This window comes from Arthrobacter sp. N1, assembly GCF_048288285.1.
GTDB lineage: Bacteria > Actinomycetota > Actinomycetes > Actinomycetales > Micrococcaceae > Arthrobacter_D.
This window is the reverse complement of the sequence record NZ_CP102608.1, coordinates 1,241,769-1,258,296: the sequence shown is the minus strand read 5'-3', so window position 1 is coordinate 1,258,296 and position 16,528 is coordinate 1,241,769. Positions and strand designations below refer to the sequence as shown.

Here is a 16,528-nt window from a genome sequence, read left to right as displayed (position 1 = left end):
GGCTCGGGTCCTGAGCGATTCCGTCAGGCGTCACCGTCGGGCGTGGGCGTCAGGCGTCAGGCCTCACTGTCAGGCGTGGGCGACGAGGCGCTGCCGGGCCGCCATGTCCCGGTACAGCTCGCTCGTCGCCAGCAGCTCCTCGTGGGTGCCCACCGCGGAGACCCGCCCCTGGTCCAGCACGACGATCTGGTCGAAATCCGCGACCGTGGACAGGCGGTGCGCGACGACGACGACCGTGCGGTCCCGTGAGGCCTCCCCCAGCGTCTGCTGCAGCAGCTGCTCCGTCCGCGAGTCCACGGCCGACGTCGGCTCGTCCATCAGGAGGACGGGCCGATCCGCCAGGATCGTCCGTGCCCAGGCGAGACGCTGGCGCTGGCCGCCGGATAGCCTGATGCCGTCCTCGCCGAGGTTCAGGTCGAGCCCGTCCTCGGACCGGTCACCGAGCGCATCCAGTCCGACGGCGGCGAGCACCCGGCGCAGCTCGGTGTCCGGTGCGTCCGGGGCTGCGAGACGCAGGTTGTCCGCCAGCGTGCCGCTGAGTACGGGAGCTTCCTGCTCCACGAGGCCGATGCGCGCCCGCAGCTCGGAGCGCTCGAGGTCGCGGATGGGGACGCCGTCGAGGCTGATGCCTCCACCGTCCGGCTCGTAGAACCGCTCGAGCAGGGCGAGCACGGTGGACTTGCCGGCGCCCGAGGGGCCCACGAGGGCGGTCCGGCTCCCGGCAGGGACCGTGAAGCTCACGCCGTCGAGGACGAGCTGGGCGTCGTCGTGCAGCTCGCTCCGATCGGCGCCGCCGGTCGTCGCCGCACCGGGCGCACCGCCGGCACTGCCGCTCGCGGAGGGGCCGGCGGCGTCGTCCTCGGTCGCCGCATAGCGGAAGCTGACGTCGCGCAGCTCGATGGTGCCACCGGCCCGCGCACCGGTGGACCCGACGACAGCAGAACCGACAGCAGCAGAACCGCCGACAGCTGAATCCTGGGTCAGGTACTGCTCATCCGCACGCTCGGGCTCGAGCCGGGCGATCTCCTGGATGCGGTCGAGCGCCGCGAGTCCCGACTGGATCTGCACGAAGGCGCCCATGGCCGAACCGATGGGCATGACGAGCAGGAACAGGTACAGGATGAAGGCGATGAGGTCCCCGAGCAGCAGCTCTCCCGCGGCAACCCGGATGCCGCCGACCGCGAGGACCACGATGAAGGCGCCCTGGATGCAGATGGACATGATGGGCTGCACGGCGGCCTGCAGGCGGGCCATGGCGATGCCGGCGCGGAAGGCCTTCGTCGCCTCGACGTCGATGACCGCGGCCTCGCGCTCCTCGGCGACCGAGGCCTTGATGGTGCGGATGCCGGACAGTCCGCGCTCGACGGCGGCGGTCATCGAGCCGACGGCGTCCTGCACCGCGCGGCTGCGCGTGCGGATCAGGCGCCCGAGGAACAGGACGCCGCCGGCGCCGAGCAGCACGGCGGTCAGGGTGATACCGAAGAGCAGCGGGTCGATGAGCACCATCAGGACCACGGCGGCGCAGAACATGAGGATCGAGGACACGATCTCGAAGAGACCGGACGTGATGACGCTGCGCATCAGCGTGGTGTCGGATCCGACGCGGGAGATGAGGTCGCCGACGCGCCGCCGGTCGAATTCCCGGATGGGCAGTGCCAGGAGCTGACCGACGAGCGAGCGCCGCACACCCAGCACCACCGACTCCGCGGTCCGCTGCAGCAGGTAGGACTGTGCCGCTCCGAAGACCGCTCCGCCCAGCGTGATGGCCACGAGGAACCAGACGAACACCGTGGCCGGCTCGCTCGCCGAGACGGCATTCACGAGCTGCTGCACCATCAGCGGCTGGGCGATCGAGAGGCCGGTCGAGACGAGGGAGACGACGGCGACCAGGACGAGGACACGGACGTGGCCCCGCAGGTAGGGGAAGAACTCCCGGAGGGTGGCGCGCTGGGTGGTGGTGTTCATAGCCACACAGTGCGCCGGACGGCCGGGCGAGTCAAAGCACTTCGCGACGGGCGTAGGAGGACGCGGGTCAGAGGGATGGCCGGTTCCGGTGTGTCCCCCGCGGGGCACACACCGGAGCCGGGCTGTCACCCGGCAGCGTAGGGCTGCACGTCCTCGAGCTCGGCCTTCAGCGCCGTCAGCTGGCGCCGGACCGCGGCCGGCGCGGTTCCGCCCTGGACGTCGCGGCTGGCCAGCGATCCCTCGACGGTCAGCACCTCGCGGACCGCAGGGGTGAGGTGGTCCGAGATCCCCGCGAACTCCTCGTCCGTCAGATCCCACAGTTCGACGCCGCGCTGCTCGGCCACGCGCACCGCCGCACCGGACAGTTCGTGCGCCTCGCGGAACGGCACCCCCTGGCGGACCAGCCACTCGGCGATGTCCGTCGCCAGCGCGAACCCCTGCGGTGCGAGGGAGGCCATGCGCTCGGTGTTGAACACGAGCGTCGCGATCATCCCGGAGACGGCGGGCAGCAGGACCTCGAGGGTGTCGATGGCGTCGAACACCGGCTCCTTGTCCTCCTGCAGGTCCCGGTTGTAGGCGAGGGGCATGCCCTTCAGTGTGGCCAGGAGACCCGTGAGGTCCCCGATGAGGCGTCCGGCCTTGCCGCGCGCCAGTTCGGCGACGTCGGGGTTCTTCTTCTGCGGCATGATCGACGACCCCGTGGAGAAGGCGTCGTCGAGCGTGACGAAGGAGAACTCCTTCGTGGCCCAGATGATGATCTCCTCGCTCACCCGCGACAGGTCGACGCCGACCATCGCCGACACCCACGCGAATTCCGCGTAGACGTCGCGCGACGCGGTGCCGTCGATCGAGTTGTGCGTGGCGGAGAAGAACCCGAGGTCGGCGGCCACTGCTTCGGGGTCGAGCCCCAGCGAGGATCCCGCGAGAGCCCCGGACCCGTAGGGCGAGACACCGGCGCGGCGGTCCCAGTCGGCGAGCCGCTGCACGTCGCGCAGCAGCGCCCACGCGTGGGCCAGCAGGTGGTGGCTGAGCAGGACGGGCTGGGCGTGCTGGAGGTGGGTGCGTCCGGGCATGGGCGCCTCAAGATTCGCCTCCGCCTGGTCGACGAGCGCCGTGATGGTCGCGAGCACGCCCCCCGCGATGATCCGGGCGTGGTCACGCAGGTACATCCGGCCGAGCGTCGCCACCTGGTCGTTCCGCGAGCGCCCCGCACGCAGCTTTCCACCGAGCGCCGGACCGGCACGCTCGATCAGGCCGCGCTCCAGGGAGCCGTGCACGTCCTCGTCGCTCTCCGCCGGGACGTAGGCGCCCGAGCGGACGTCGGCGTCGAGCCGGTCGAGGGCATCGAGCATCCCGGCGAGCTCCACGTCGTCGAGCAGTCCGGCACGGTGCAGCACGCGGGCATGGGCGCGGGAGCCCTCGATGTCGTACGTGGCCAGGCGCCAGTCGAAGTGCGTCGACTTGCTCAGCGCGGCGAGGGCGTCGGCGGGACCGCCGGCGAACCGGCCGCCCCACAGCGAACCCTCGTTCGTTCCCGAACGCCCCGCACGCCCGCTTCGCTCGGCCGGGGACCCCGGCGCTCGTGGCTCCGCCCGCTGCCCCCGCGGTCCGGCGGTCCCGCCGTCGCGCGCTGGCGCCATCAGGCGCCTGCCTGCTGGTCCCGGCGCGACGCCACCTTGGACGACATCCCGAAGAGTTCGATGAAGCCGCGGGCCATCGACTGGTCGAAAGTGTCCCCCGAGTCGTAGGTGGCCAGGTTGAAGTCGTACAGGCCGACGTCGGAGCGGCGCCCCGTCACGGTGGCGCGGCCACCGTGCAGGTCCATGCGGATGTCTCCCGTCACGTACTTCTGGGTGTCGTCGATGAACGCGTTCAGCGAGCGCGTCAGCGGCGAGAACCACTGGCCGTCGTAGACCAGCTCGGTCCAGCGCTGGCCCACGGTCTTCTTGAAGCGGGCCTGCTCGCGCTCGATGGTGACGTTCTCCAGTTCGCGGTGGGCCGCGATGAGCGCCATGGCGCCGGGGGCCTCGTAGATCTCGCGGCTCTTGATGCCGACCAGGCGGTCCTCGACGATGTCGATGCGCCCCACGCCCTGGGCGCCCGCACGGCGGTTGAGTTCCTCGATGGCCTGCAGCGGGGTGACGGTGTTGCCGTCGATCGCCACCGGGATGCCCTCCTTGAAGGAGATGACGACCTCGTCCGCGGCGGGCGGGAACTCGGGCGACTCGGTGTAGTCGTAGACGTCCTTCGTGGGGCCGTTCCAGATGTCCTCGAGGAAGCCGGTCTCGACGGCGCGGCCCCAGACGTTCTGGTCGATCGAGAAGGGGTTCTTCTTGGTGGTCTCGATGGGCAGGCCCTTCTCCTCGGCGAAGGCGATGGCCTTGTCGCGGGTGAGTGCGAGGTCACGTACGGGGGCGATGCACTTCAGGTCCGGACCGAGGGTCTGGATGCCGACCTCGAAGCGCACCTGGTCGTTACCCTTGCCGGTGCAGCCGTGGGAGACGGTGGTGGCGCCGAACTTCCGCGCGGCTGCCACGAGGTGCTTGACGATGACCGGACGGGACACCGCGGAGACCAGCGGATACGCGTCCATGTACAGGGCGTTCGCCTTGAGCGCGGGCATGCAGTACTCGGTCGCGAACTCGTCGCGGGCGTCCGCCACGTAGGCCTCGACGGCGCCGCAGCCGAGCGCGCGCTGGCGGATGGTCTCGAGGGACTCGCCGCCCTGTCCGACGTCGACCGCCACGGCGATCACCTCGGCTCCGGTGGCTTCGGCGATCCAGCCGATGGCGACGGAGGTGTCGAGTCCGCCCGAGTAGGCGAGGACGATGCGTTCGGTCACGGGGATGTGCTCCTTCGGTTGTCCGGGCGGGGCCCGGAAGATCCTGGTGTGGGTGGTCTGTGCCGCTGCTGCCAGCGTAGCGGCGGGTGATCGGTGGGGCGGGGTCAGGCGGTCTCGGCGCTGCCCTGCGGCTCCTGCGCGAGGTTCAGGAAGCGTTCGGCGACGGCGGCCCCGCCGTCGACCTCCCGGCTGACGAGCATGACGGTGTCATCGCCCGCGATGGTGCCGAGGATGGACGGGATGACGGAGTGGTCGATCGCCAGGGCCAGGAAGTTCGCGGCTCCCGGCGGCGTCCGCAGGATCACGATGTTGCCGCTCGCCTCCGCCGTCACGAGCAGTTCGTTGCACAGCTTCGCGAGCCGCGCGTCGAGGATCTCCTGCGAGACCCCGCTCTGGACGTGCCGCCCGCCACCCTCGACCGGCACCGCGTACACGAGGGCGCCGTCGGCCCCGCGCACCCGGACCACGCCGAGTTCCACGAGGTCCCGCGACAGCGTGCCCTGGTTCACCTGGACGCCGTCGGCCGCGAGGAGCGTGGCCAGTTCGGCCTGGGAGCGGACGGGGTGCGCGGTCAGCAGGTCGGTGATCCGGGCGTGCCGGGCCGTCTTCGTGACGGGCCGGGCGGAGTCGCGCTGCACGGTCACGGTGTGGCCGCCGAGCGGGCGACGAGCCAGGTCATGAGCGCCTTCTGCGCGTGCAGCCGGTTCTCCGCCTCGTCCCAGACGAGCGACTGCGGGCCGTCGATGACGTCCGCCGCGATCTCGTAGCCGCGGTAGGCGGGGAGGCAGTGGAGCACGACGGCGTCGGGCGCGGCCTGCGCCATCGCGGCGGCGTCGACGGCGTAGGCCCGGAACAGCTCCTGCCGGGCGGCCTTCTCGTCCTCCTGGCCCATGGACACCCAGGTGTCGGTCGCGACGACGTCGGCCCCGGCGAGCGCGGCGGCGGCGTCGGTGGTGACGAGGACGGACCCGCCTGTCTCACGCGCCCGCTCCTCGGCGGCCGCGACGACAGCGGCCGCAGGAAGGTAGCCCTCCGGCCCCGCGATGCGCACGTGCATCCCTGCCGTGGCGCCGGCGAGGAGATAGGAGTTCGCCATGTTGTTGGCGCCGTCCCCGAGGTAGGTCATGGTCAGCCCCGTCAGCTTCCCCTTGTGCTCGCGGATGGTGAGCAGGTCGGCGAGGAGCTGGCACGGGTGGTAGTCGTCGGACAGGGCGTTGATGACCGGGACGCTGGAGGCGGCCGCCATCTCCTCGAGCCCGGACTGCGCGTAGGTGCGCCAGACGATGGTCGCGACCATCCGTTCCAGGACCTTCGCCGTGTCGGTGATCGATTCCTTGTGCCCGAGCTGGGAGTCCCCCGCACCGATGATGAGGGGGACGCCGCCGAGGTCGGCGATGCCGGAGGCGAAGGACACCCGGGTACGCGTGGACGTCTTGTCGAAGATGACGGCGACCGTCTTCCGGCCCGCACCGCGGCCCGCGAAGGGGGCGTGCGCGTAGGGGTCCGCCTTCAGCTCGGCGGCGAGGTCCAGGACCTCCGCCTGCTCGGCCGGCGAGAGATCGGTGTCGACGAGGAAATGGCGCGTCATGCTGGTGCCTCCTGGGATGTGCTGTCGGTCGACGGCCGGGCGGCGTCGAGGATGCCGGGGAGCGCGTCGAGGAAGCTCGCTGCCTGGTCCTCGGTGAGGATGAGGGGCGGCGCGAGCCGGATGGTCGCCGGGCCGGTCGCGTTGATGATGAACCCGGACTGCAGGGCGGCCTGCACGGCGGCCGGGGCATGGTCGCCGTCGAGGTCGAACCCGATGAGGAGTCCCTCGCCGCGCACCGCGACGACGCCCCGCGTGGCGGCGAGCCCGCGCCGCAGGAGGGCTCCGACGTGCACCGCGTCCTGCAGGGCACCCGTGGTCTCGAGGACGTGGAGCGTCGCGAGCCCGGCTGCCGTGGCCACCGGGTTGCCACCGAAGGTGGTGCCGTGCTGGCCCGCGGAGATGAGCGTCGAGACCGCCTCGCCGAACGTGACGAGCGCGCCGACGGGGAAGCCCCCACCGAGTCCCTTGGCGAGGGTCATGGCGTCGGGGACCACTCCCTCCACCCCCTGGTGCGCGAACCAGCGGCCGGTGCGGCCGATGCCGGACTGGACCTCGTCGAGGATCAGCAGGGCGCCGTGCTCGCGGGTGAGTTCACGCGCCGCGCGGAGGTATCCGGCGGACAGCGGGCGGACCCCGGCCTCACCCTGGATCGGTTCGACGACGAGGGCGGCCACGGTGTGGTCCATCGCCGCACGGAGGGCCTCGACGTCGTCGAACGGAAGATGCTCGACGCCGCCGGGCAGGGGCTCGAACGGCTCGCGGTAGGCCTTCTTCGAGGTCAGCGCGAGGGCGCCCATGGTGCGGCCGTGGAAGGCGCCGTCGAGCGCCAGGATGCGGCGCCGCTCCGGCGTGCTGTTCCGGCGGGCCAGCTTGACGGCGGCCTCCAGCGCTTCCGCCCCGGAGTTGGTGAAGAACACGCGGGACCCCTCGGGGGCGTCGGCGAGCGCGAGGAGCTTCTCGGCGAGCGCCACCTGCGTGGGGCTGGTGAAGAAGTTCGAGATGTGGCCGAGGGTCGCCAGCTGGCTCGAGATCACCGACGTGACGAACGGGTGGGCGTGACCGACGGCGTTGACGGCGATGCCGCCGAGCAGGTCGAGGTACCGGCTCCCGTCGGCGTCCCAGACGTAGCAGCCCGAGCCACGCACGAGCACGCGCTGCGGCGTCCCGAACACACCCATCAGGGAGCCGCTGTACCGGGCGAGCCAGTCGGCGCCGGAACTGCCGCCCGTGAGGACGCCGACCGCGTGACCGGCCGTCCCGGCGTCGATCCGGCCCGCCTCCGCGGGGACCGCATCGACCGGACCGGGGGCAGCGTGCCGGCCGTGCGCGGTGCCCTGCGCGGCTTCGATGCCCGTGGTGCCCGGGGTGCCCGTGGTGCTTGTCGTCGTCCCGAGGTCGGTCATGGGGTTCCTCCCGTGGGTGCTGGGGTCTCGTCGGGGACCACCTGGGTGCCGATGCCCGCCGCGGTGAAGGTCTCCAGGAGCATCGAGTGGGCGAGCCGGCCGTCCACGATGTGCGCGCGTTCCACGCCGCCCTCGACGGCCTGCAGGCAGGCGGTCATCTTCGGGATCATGCCGGACTCCAGCGACGGCAGGAGCTCCCGCAGCCTGCCCGCCGACAGCGACGAGATGAGCGAACCGCGGTCGGGCCAGTCGGCGTAGAGCCCCTCCACATCGGTCAGGATCACGAGCTTGGCCGCCCCGAGGGCCACGGCGAGCGCGGCAGCGGCGGAATCGGCGTTGACGTTGAGGACCTGCTGCGTCGGCTCGCCGTCGACGTCGTACTCGGGCGCCACCGTGGAGATCACCGGGATGCGGCCCGCCTGCAGGATGTCGAGGATCGCTCCCGGGTGGACGGCGGTGACTTCGCCGACCAGGCCGAGGTCCACGGGCTCGCCGTCGACCACCGTCCCGGTGCGCACGGCGCGGAGCAACCCGCCGTCCTCCCCGGAGAGACCGACGGCGTACGGGCCGTGCGAGTTGATCAGGCCCACGAGCTCGCGGCCCACCTGTCCGGTGAGGACCATGCGGACCACGTCCATGGCGTCGGGCGTCGTGACGCGGAGGCCGCCCTTGAACTCGGATTCGATGCCCAGCTTCTGCAGCATCGCGTTGATCTGCGGTCCGCCGCCGTGGACGACGACCGGGCGGATGCCCACGTGTTGCAGGAAGACGATGTCCTCGGCGAAGGCCCGGCGCATGTCGTCGTCCACCATGGCGTTGCCGCCGTACTTGATCACCATCGTGGTCCCGGCGAACCGCTGGATCCAGGGCAGGGCCTCCATCAGCGTGGCGGCCTTGTCCTGCGCCCGCAGGGTCGACGCGGAGGGTCCGGTCGGGGGTGCGTCTGTCATGGTCCCTCCCATCAGCTCGAGTACGCCGAGTTCTCGTGCACGTACTCGTGCGTGAGGTCGTTGGTCCAGATGGTGGCGCCGGCGGATCCCGCTGCGAGGTCGATCTCGACGGCGACATCCCGTCCGCTGAGGTCCACGAGGTCGCGCGGGTCGCCGATGCCGCCGTTCCGGCAGATCTGGACGCCGTTCATGGAGACGTTGAGCTGGTCCGGCTCGAAGACGGCGTCGGTGGTGCCGACGGCGGCGAGGACCCGGCCCCAGTTCGGGTCGTTGCCGAAGATGGCGGTCTTGAAGAGGTTCGAGCGGGCCACGGCGCGGCTGACCACCTCGGCGTCCCGCTCGGTCGCGGCGTTGACCGTCGTGACGGCGATGGTGTGGCTCGCGCCCTCGGCGTCGTGGATGAGCTGCGCGGCGAGGTCGAGGCACACATCGGTCAGGGCCGCCGTGAACTGGGCCTGGTCGGGCGCGATCCCGGCTGCGCCCGAGGCGAGGAGCACCACGGTGTCGTTCGTCGACATGCAGCCGTCGGCGTCGGTGCGGTCGAAGCTGACACGCGTCGCCTCGCGGAGCGCCGCGTCCAGCGCGGTGGGCTCGAGCGCGGCGTCCGTGGTCAGGACGACGAGCATCGTGGCGAGGCCGGGCGCGAGCATTCCTGCCCCCTTGGCCATCCCGCCGATGGCGTAGCCCTCGCTGGCGGAGTCGGCGGTCGCCGGGTAGCGGGCTTCCTTGGACACCGTGTCCGTGGTCATGATCGCCTCGGCGGCGGAGGGTCCGCCTCCCCGGCCGAGTGATCCGGCGGCGTCGGCGACACCGGCCAGGAGCTTCTCCATGGGCAGGTGCTCGCCGATGAGTCCGGTGGAGCACACGACGACGTCGGTGGCCGAGACGCCGAGGAGCTCGGCCGCCACCTCGGCGGTGCGGTGCGTGTTCTGGAAGCCTTCCGGCCCCGTGCAGGCGTTGGCGCCGCCGGAATTGAGGACGACGGCGTCGGCGCGTCCGTCGGAGACCACCTGGCGGGACCAGAGGACGGGAGCGGCCACGACGCGGTTGGAGGTGAAGACCGCTGCCGCGGTGTGCAGCGGCCCGTCGTTGACCACGAGGGCGATGTCGGGCTTTCCGGTGCTCTTGAGGCCGGCGGCGACGCCCGCGGCGCGGAACCCGCCCGGGTAGGTGATACTCACGGTGCGATCCCCTGGATGGTCAGGCCCCGGGTCTCGTCGAGACCGAGGGCGATGTTCATGGACTGCACGGCTCCGCCGGCGGTCCCCTTGGTGAGGTTGTCGATGACGCTGCTGACGATCACGCGGCCGGCGTGCGCGTCGAACGCGAGCTGGAGGTTCGCGAAGTTCGAGCCGAGGACCGACTTCGTGGCGGGCCACTGCCCCTCCGGGAGGATGCGCACGAACGGCTCGTCCGCGTAGGCCGCCTCCCATGCCTCACGCAGCTCGGCGTAGCCGACGCCGGGGCGTACCTTCGCGGTCGCCGTCGTGAGGATGCCCCGGGCCATCGGCGCGAGGGTCGGCGTGAAGGACAGCGACACGCGCTCGCCGGCGGCGAGGCTGAGGCCCTGCTCCATCTCGGGGGTGTGGCGGTGGCCTCCCCCGACCCCGTAGGGGCTCATGCCGCCCATCACCTCGGAGCCGATCAGGTGGGGCTTCGCGGCCTTGCCCGCACCCGACGTGCCCGATGCCGAGACGACGACGACGTCGTCGGGCTCGAGGAGGCCCGCGGCGAAGCCGGGGGTGAGGGCGAGGAGCACGCTCGTGGGATAGCAGCCGGGAACGGCGATGCGGCGCGCACCCTCGAGGGCGGCCCGGTGTCCGGGCAACTCGGGCAGCCCGTACGGCCAGGTGCCCGCATGCGCGGAACCGTAGAACTTCGCCCAGGCGGCGGGATCCTGCAGGCGGTGGTCCGCCCCGGCGTCGATGACGAGCGTGTCCGGCGGGAGCTGCGCGGCGATCTCCGCACTGGCTCCGTGCGGCAGGGCGAGGAAGACGACGTCGTGCCCGGCGAGGACCTCGGGGGTCGTGTCCTGCAGGATGCGACCGGCCAGCGAGTGCAGGTGGGGCTGGAGCGCACCGAGGGCGGACCCGGCACTGCTGTGCGCGGTGATGGCTCCGACCTCGATGTCGGGGTGGTTCGCGAGGAGGCGCAGGAGCTCTCCCCCGGCGTAGCCACTGGCGCCGGATACCGCTGCGGTGAACGTCATACCCCAACCCTACAGCAAGGATATGCAGAGCTACACATAGTTATGCAGTCCTTCGGTGCGGCCTGCGGGAATAGCATGGGCAGACGCCACCGAAAGGATCAGCATCATGCCCTCAGCCATCGTCGTCCGGCAGGCAGGCGGACCCGAGGTCCTCGCCCTCGCTCCCGCGGACCGCCCGGAACCGGGTCCCGGCCAGCTCCTCGTGAAGGTCGCCGCCGCCGGGGTGAACTTCATCGAGACCTACCAGCGCAGCGGCGCCTACCCCGTCGAGCATCCCTTCACCCCGGGAGCCGAGGCAGCGGGCACCGTCGAGGCGCTCGGGGCGGACACCGCGGGCTTCGGGGTGGGTGACCGCGTCGCCTTCGCCGAGGGAGCGGGCACCTACGCCGAGTACGCCCTCGTCGACGCCGACCGCGCCCTGCCCGTGCCGGAGGGCGTGGACCTCGAGACGGCCGCGGCACTGCCGCTGCAGGGAATGACCGCCCACTACCTCATCAACTCCACGTTCGAGGTGCGGCCCGAGCACACCGTGCTGGTCCACGCCGGCGCCGGTGGCGTGGGTCTCCTGATCACGCAGCTCATCAAGGCCAAGGGCGCCCGGGTCATCGCCACCGTGTCCACGGCCGAGAAGGAGGAGCTGGCCCGCAGCGCCGGCGCCGACGAGGTGCTGCGCTACGACGGCTTCGCGGATGCTGCGAGGGCCCTGACCGACGGTACGGGCGTGGACGTCGTCTACGACGGCGTCGGCAAGGACACCTTCGACGCGTCCCTGCGCGCGCTGAGGATCCGCGGGACGCTGGTGCTCTACGGGGCGGCATCCGGCCCGGTCCCTCCACTGGACCTGCAGCGCCTCAACAGCGGGGGTTCCCTGTTCGTCACCCGCCCCACGCTGGTCCACCACCTGCTCACCCCGGAGGAGCGGCGCTGGCGCTCCGAGGAGCTCTTCGGTGCCGTCGTCGCCGGCCATCTCGAGGTGCGCATCGGCGCCCGCTACCCCCTCGCGGAGGCCGCACGCGCCCACGAGGACCTGCAGGGCCGCAGGACCACGGGGAAAGTGCTGCTGGTCCCCTGACCGGACTGCGTGTCCGGACGACGGAAGGCCCGCCCGCGCGAGCGTGGGCGGGCCTTCCGTCGTGGCAAGGGAGTCTCCCGGAGGTCAGCGCTGTACGGCTCCGAAGCGCTCGGCCGCGCCGGCGACGGCGCTGTCCCGCGCGGCGCTCGCCTCCTCGGCGGTCAGGGTCCGGTCGGGAGCACGGAAGCGCAGCGCGAACGCCAGTGACTTGCTCCCCTCGCCGATGCCCGGGCCCGTATAGACGTCGAACAGGCTGACGTCCTCGAGGAGTTCGCCCGCGCCCTCGCGCAGGGCCTCGAGCACGTCCCCTGCGACCACGGCGGCATCGACGACGAGCGCCACGTCCTGGGTCGCCGCAGGGTAGGTGGACAGCGGCCGGGCCACGATCACGTCGGCCGCGGCGTCGAACAGCAGGTCCACGTCGATCTCGAAGGCGACGGTCCGCGCCGGGAGGTCCTCCGCAGCGATGAGCTTCGGGTGCAGTTCGCCCGCGTACCCCAGCAGTTCCCCGCTGCGCAGCGCGAACTCCGCGGTACGGCCGGGGTGGAACGCCTGGTGGCTGCCCTGCCGGACCACGACGTCGACCCCGGTGACCTGCGCCATGAGGTGCACCGCGTCGACGGCATCGGCCCAGTCCCAGGCGCGGGGGGCCACCCCGGCCGACGGCGCCGCCTCGTGTCCGGTGAACAGGCCCGCCACGGTCTGCGGCTGGTCCGGGATCCCGGCGTACAGCGCGTCGAGGACGGCGTCGTCGGGCTTGATGCCCAGCGGCGGGATCGAATCCGTGCCGAGCGGATCGCCGGGCAGGAACACCGCCCCCGCCTCGAAGAGGGCGAGGTCCCGGAAACCGCGGGAGTGGTTCCGCCGGGCGAGTTCGGCGAGGCCCGGCAGGATCGACCGGCGGAGGAACCCGAGTTCGGCACTCAGCGGGTTGGCGAGCTTCACCGACGGCGCGGCCATGCCCTCCTCCGGTGCCCCGAACACGGTGTTGGACCGGGCGCTGACGAACGGGTAGGACAGCACCTCCGTGAGGCCCGCCGCCGCGAGGGCGTTCAGGAGCCGGCGACGCTGCTGCTGGCCGCGGGTCAGGCCGCGGCCGGGCGGTGCCACGGGCAGGCTCGACGGGATGGTGTCGTACCCGAGGAGGCGGATGATCTCCTCCGTGAGGTCCTCCCGTGTCTCGAGGTCGGAGCGCCAGCTCGGGGCCGTCACGCGGTAGCCTCCGTCGGTGCGCTCGACCGCCGCGCCGAGGTCGGTGAGCGTGCCGGTGATCTCGCCGTCATCGAAGGGACGGCCGATCAGGCGCGCCGGGAAGTCGGCGGCCAACTCGATGACCCGCGGCTCCGGTGCCTGGCCGGCATCGGTCACGGCGTCGTCGACCGTTCCGCCCGCGAGGTCGAGGAGGAGCTCGACGGCGCGCTGCGCGGCGATGTCCGCCACGTGCCAGTCCACGCCGCGCTCGAAGCGCTTGGACGCCTCGGAGGGGAGCTTGTGGCGGCGGCGCGAGCGGCCGATGCTGACGGCGTCGAAGTGCGCGGACTCGATCAGGACGTTGCGCGTGCCGTCGGTGACCTCGGTCGCGGCCCCGCCCATGACGCCCGCGATCCCGATGGGGCCGGAGGCGTCCGTGATGAGGAGGTCCGCGGCGTCGAGCGTGCGCACCTTGTCGTCGAGGGTACGGAGCGTCTCGCCGGCGGTGGCGCGCCGGACCACGATCTCGCCCGAGAGCGCGTCGAGGTCGTAGAAGTGCAGCGGCTGGCCGAGTTCGAGCATCACGTAGTTGGAGATGTCGACCACGAGCGAGATGGAGCGGATCCCCGCGAGGCGCAGGCGCGCCGACAGCCAGGGCGGGGTGGGCCGGGTGGGGTCGACGCCGCGGACCGTCCGGGCCACGAAGCGGTCGCAGCCGGGGACACCGTAGACGGGCGCACCGTCCTCGAGCCGCACCGGGTAGCCCCCGCCAGTGCCCGGCGGCACGACGACGGCGGCCGCCGGGTCGGTGAAGGCCGTTCCCGTGGCGTGGGCGTACTCGCGGGCCACACCGCGGATGGAGAAGCAGTACCCGCGGTCCGGGGTCACGTTGATCTCGGCGGCCTCGTCGTACAGTCCGAGCAGCTCCATGGCGTCGGTGCCGACCTCGGGATCGAGGCCCAGCATCGAGAGCACGAGGATGCCGTCGTGGTCATCGCCGATCCCGAGCTCGCGCACCGAGGCGATCATGCCGGCGGACACGTGCCCGTAGGTCTTGCGGGGGCTGATGCGGAAGTCGCCCGGCAGCACCGCGCCGGGCAGCGTGACCACCACCTTGTCACCCTCGACGAAGTTGTGGGCGCCGCAGACGATGCCCTGCACGCCGGAGGGGTCGATCCCGTCGCCGGACAGCGCCTGCCCGGCACCCTCGGGCACCACGCGCACCTGGCACCAGTTGATGGTCTTCCCGTTGGACTGGGGTTCCTTGACCAGGCTGAGGACCTGCCCGACGACGATCGGTCCGGTCAGCTCGTCGGTGGGACGGTGGACGTCCTCCTCCTCGAGCCCGACCTTCACGAGCTCCGCCATGACGTCTTCCGCGGTGGCGTCCGCAGGTACGGCTGCGTACTCGCGCAGCCAGGAGAGTGGGACTCTCACTTAGATCTCCATCCCGAAGTGTTCGCTGAAACGTACATCGCCCTCGATCATGTCGCGCATGTCGACGACCTCGTTGCGGAACATGAGTGCCCGCTCGATCCCCATCCCGAAGGCGAAACCGGAGTACACGTCCGGGTCGATCCCGGTGGCCCTGAGCACGTTGGGGTTGACCATGCCGCAGCCGCCCCACTCGATCCAGCGCGGCCCGCCCTTGGCCCCCGGGTGCCAGATGTCGAGTTCGGCGCTGGGTTCGGTGAAGGGGAAGAAGTTCGGCCGCAGGCGCACCCTGGCGTCGTCGCCGAACAGCTGCTGCGTGAAGTGCTCGAGCGTGCCGACGAGGTCCGCCATGGTGAGGCCCTTGTCGATCGCGAGGCCCTCGAACTGGTGGAAGACCGGCGTGTGCGTCGCGTCGAGCTCGTCGGTGCGGAACACCTTGCCCGGGCAGAGCACGTAGATGGGCAGCTCGCGCTCGAGCATGGACCGCACCTGCACCGGTGAGGTGTGCGTACGCAGCACGAGGTGCGCTTCGGGTGGCTCCACGAAGAAGGTGTCCTGCATCTCGCGGGCGGGGTGGTCCGGCTTGAAGTTCAGGGCGTCGAAGTTGAACCACTCCGACTCCAGCTCGGGCCCCTCCGCGATCTCCCAGCCCATCCCGACGAACACGTCGCTGACGCGCTCCTGCAGGGTGGAGAGCGGATGCCGTGCACCGGTACGACGGCGGCGGGGCGCGGCCGTCACGTCGACGGCCTCCTCGACGAGGATGCGGGCGTCCCGTTCGGCCTCGAGCTCGGTGGTGCGTGCGGCCAGTGCCTGGTTGATGCGCCCCCGCGCTGGGCCGATGTTCTTGCCCGCCGCCGACTTCTGCTCCTTCGGCAGCGCGCCGATGCCGCGGTTGGCGAGGCTCAGGGGCGACTTCTCCCCCGTGTGGGCGATCCGTGCCGCCTTGAGTCCGTCAAGGTCTCCTGCCGCAGCGATGTCAGCGAGCGCGGCATCCACGGCGGCGGCGACCGACGCGGCGTCCAGCGGATCGGGGACCTGCGCATCGGGGCCGGCGGGCCCGGCCTGCTCTGGGGTGTCGGACATATCGATTGCTACCTTGCACTCTCGCGACGTGCGGCGGGCGGCCTGCTCGGCCGGCCACGCCGTGGACAGGAAAACGCCGGCTCGCAGCGTGGGCGCACCGGCGGGTCAAGTCTAGGCGACCGGCTCGGCGGGCCCGCAACCGCATCACGCCCGGGCCCAGGCCTGCTCGTCGGACGTCGTCGGTGACCGGTTCTCCGGCCGCAGTACGATGTCGGCATGCACCGGAGCCTCGTGCCCGTCCTCAATTGGGTGAACCTGTCCACCCCGTGCGGCCTGGCCGTCGCCGTCCTGTCGGGCTGCAGGATCACCCGCGGTCCCCATGGCATCCTCCTCGCCGAGGGCTACCGGAGGCGCCTGCCGAGGGCCCGTGCGTTCACCGTGGGTAGTGTCGTGCTGCTGCGCGGGCGGGTCCCCCAGGACGCGCCGGCGGGCTTCCGGCGGCTCCTCGAGCACGAGGCGCGCCACTGTCGCCAGTACGCCGCCTGTCTCGGCCTGCCGTTCCTTCCCGCCTATCTGGCGGCCGCCGGGTACTCGCTCCTGCGGACGGGCGATCCGGCGTCGCGGAACCCGTTCGAACGCGGGGCCGGACTGGCCGACGGCGGCTACCGCGAACAACCGCTCCGTCCCGTCACGGCCACGGTCCGGGCCGCGCTGGACACCAGGCGCGTGCGCCGGAAACAGGACCCGGCGTCCTGAGCCCTGCCCGGCAGCGGTCCGCGGCGTGTCCTGCTCCGCCGGTCCCTGTGTCCTCTCCCTGTCCCTCTGTTTCCGCCGTCGTCGTCGCGCCC

At 71.9% G+C, this 16,528-nt stretch carries 13 protein-coding genes; 2 read left to right on the top strand and 11 right to left on the bottom strand.

Annotation, left to right across the window (positions count from 1 at the left end; genetic code table 11):
• Positions 1 to 69 precede the first annotated feature (69 nt).
• From NVV32_RS05710 to argC, 9 genes are all read right to left on the bottom strand, one after another.
• Positions 70 to 1,965, bottom strand: a complete 1,896-nt coding sequence (locus NVV32_RS05710) for an ABC transporter ATP-binding protein (protein ID WP_422391665.1) — start codon at positions 1,963 to 1,965, stop codon at positions 70 to 72.
• Between the two features lie 125 nt (positions 1,966 to 2,090).
• Positions 2,091 to 3,605, bottom strand: a complete 1,515-nt coding sequence (gene argH, locus NVV32_RS05705; protein ID WP_422391664.1) for an argininosuccinate lyase — start codon at positions 3,603 to 3,605, stop codon at positions 2,091 to 2,093.
• Positions 3,605 to 4,807: an argininosuccinate synthase gene (locus NVV32_RS05700; protein ID WP_191932010.1), complete on the bottom strand. Its 1,203-nt coding sequence runs from the start codon at positions 4,805 to 4,807 to the stop codon at positions 3,605 to 3,607. The genes argH and NVV32_RS05700 overlap by 1 nt, the downstream gene beginning before the upstream one ends.
• 104 nt (positions 4,808 to 4,911) lie before the next feature.
• Positions 4,912 to 5,445 carry an arginine repressor gene (locus NVV32_RS05695; RefSeq protein ID WP_235498989.1) on the bottom strand — a complete coding sequence of 178 codons (534 nt, stop codon included), beginning with the start codon at positions 5,443 to 5,445 and terminating at the stop codon, positions 4,912 to 4,914.
• A 2-nt stretch (positions 5,446 to 5,447) separates the two neighbouring features.
• Positions 5,448 to 6,395: an ornithine carbamoyltransferase gene (gene argF / locus NVV32_RS05690; RefSeq protein ID WP_422391663.1), complete on the bottom strand. Its 948-nt coding sequence runs from the start codon at positions 6,393 to 6,395 to the stop codon at positions 5,448 to 5,450.
• Positions 6,392 to 7,798 carry an acetylornithine transaminase gene (locus tag NVV32_RS05685; protein ID WP_422391662.1) on the bottom strand — a complete coding sequence of 469 codons (1,407 nt, stop codon included), beginning with the start codon at positions 7,796 to 7,798 and terminating at the stop codon, positions 6,392 to 6,394. The genes argF and NVV32_RS05685 overlap by 4 nt, the downstream gene beginning before the upstream one ends.
• Positions 7,795 to 8,748: an acetylglutamate kinase gene (gene argB, locus NVV32_RS05680; RefSeq protein ID WP_422391661.1), complete on the bottom strand. Its 954-nt coding sequence runs from the start codon at positions 8,746 to 8,748 to the stop codon at positions 7,795 to 7,797. The genes NVV32_RS05685 and argB overlap by 4 nt, the downstream gene beginning before the upstream one ends.
• Positions 8,749 to 8,759: 11 nt before the next feature.
• Positions 8,760 to 9,929 carry a bifunctional glutamate N-acetyltransferase/amino-acid acetyltransferase ArgJ gene (argJ, locus tag NVV32_RS05675; RefSeq protein ID WP_422391660.1) on the bottom strand — a complete coding sequence of 390 codons (1,170 nt, stop codon included), beginning with the start codon at positions 9,927 to 9,929 and terminating at the stop codon, positions 8,760 to 8,762.
• Positions 9,926 to 10,957 carry an N-acetyl-gamma-glutamyl-phosphate reductase gene (argC, locus tag NVV32_RS05670; RefSeq protein WP_422391659.1) on the bottom strand — a complete coding sequence of 344 codons (1,032 nt, stop codon included), beginning with the start codon at positions 10,955 to 10,957 and terminating at the stop codon, positions 9,926 to 9,928. Before argC ends, argJ begins: the two co-directional genes overlap by 4 nt.
• Positions 10,958 to 11,063: 106 nt before the next feature.
• On the opposite strand from argC, the gene NVV32_RS05665 reads away from it, so the two are divergent.
• The gene (locus NVV32_RS05665) at positions 11,064 to 12,029 is read left to right on the top strand and encodes a quinone oxidoreductase family protein (RefSeq protein WP_422391658.1); all 966 of its coding nucleotides are present in this window, start codon (positions 11,064 to 11,066) and stop codon (positions 12,027 to 12,029) included.
• Positions 12,030 to 12,113: 84 nt separating this feature from the next.
• On the opposite strand, the gene pheT is transcribed toward NVV32_RS05665, so the two are convergent.
• Positions 12,114 to 14,657 (bottom strand): phenylalanine--tRNA ligase subunit beta, encoded by a 2,544-nt coding sequence (pheT, locus tag NVV32_RS05660; RefSeq protein ID WP_422391657.1) that lies wholly within the window; start codon positions 14,655 to 14,657, stop codon positions 12,114 to 12,116.
• A complete protein-coding gene (gene pheS / locus NVV32_RS05655) occupies positions 14,658 to 15,740 on the bottom strand; it encodes a phenylalanine--tRNA ligase subunit alpha (RefSeq protein ID WP_422391656.1) in 1,083 nt (360 codons plus the stop codon). It lies immediately after the preceding gene.
• A 216-nt stretch (positions 15,741 to 15,956) separates the two neighbouring features.
• On the opposite strand from pheS, the gene NVV32_RS05650 reads away from it, so the two are divergent.
• Positions 15,957 to 16,436, top strand: coding sequence for an eCIS core domain-containing protein (locus tag NVV32_RS05650; RefSeq protein ID WP_422391655.1), 480 nt, complete (start codon positions 15,957 to 15,959; stop codon positions 16,434 to 16,436).
• Positions 16,437 to 16,528: the final 92 nt, after the last annotated feature.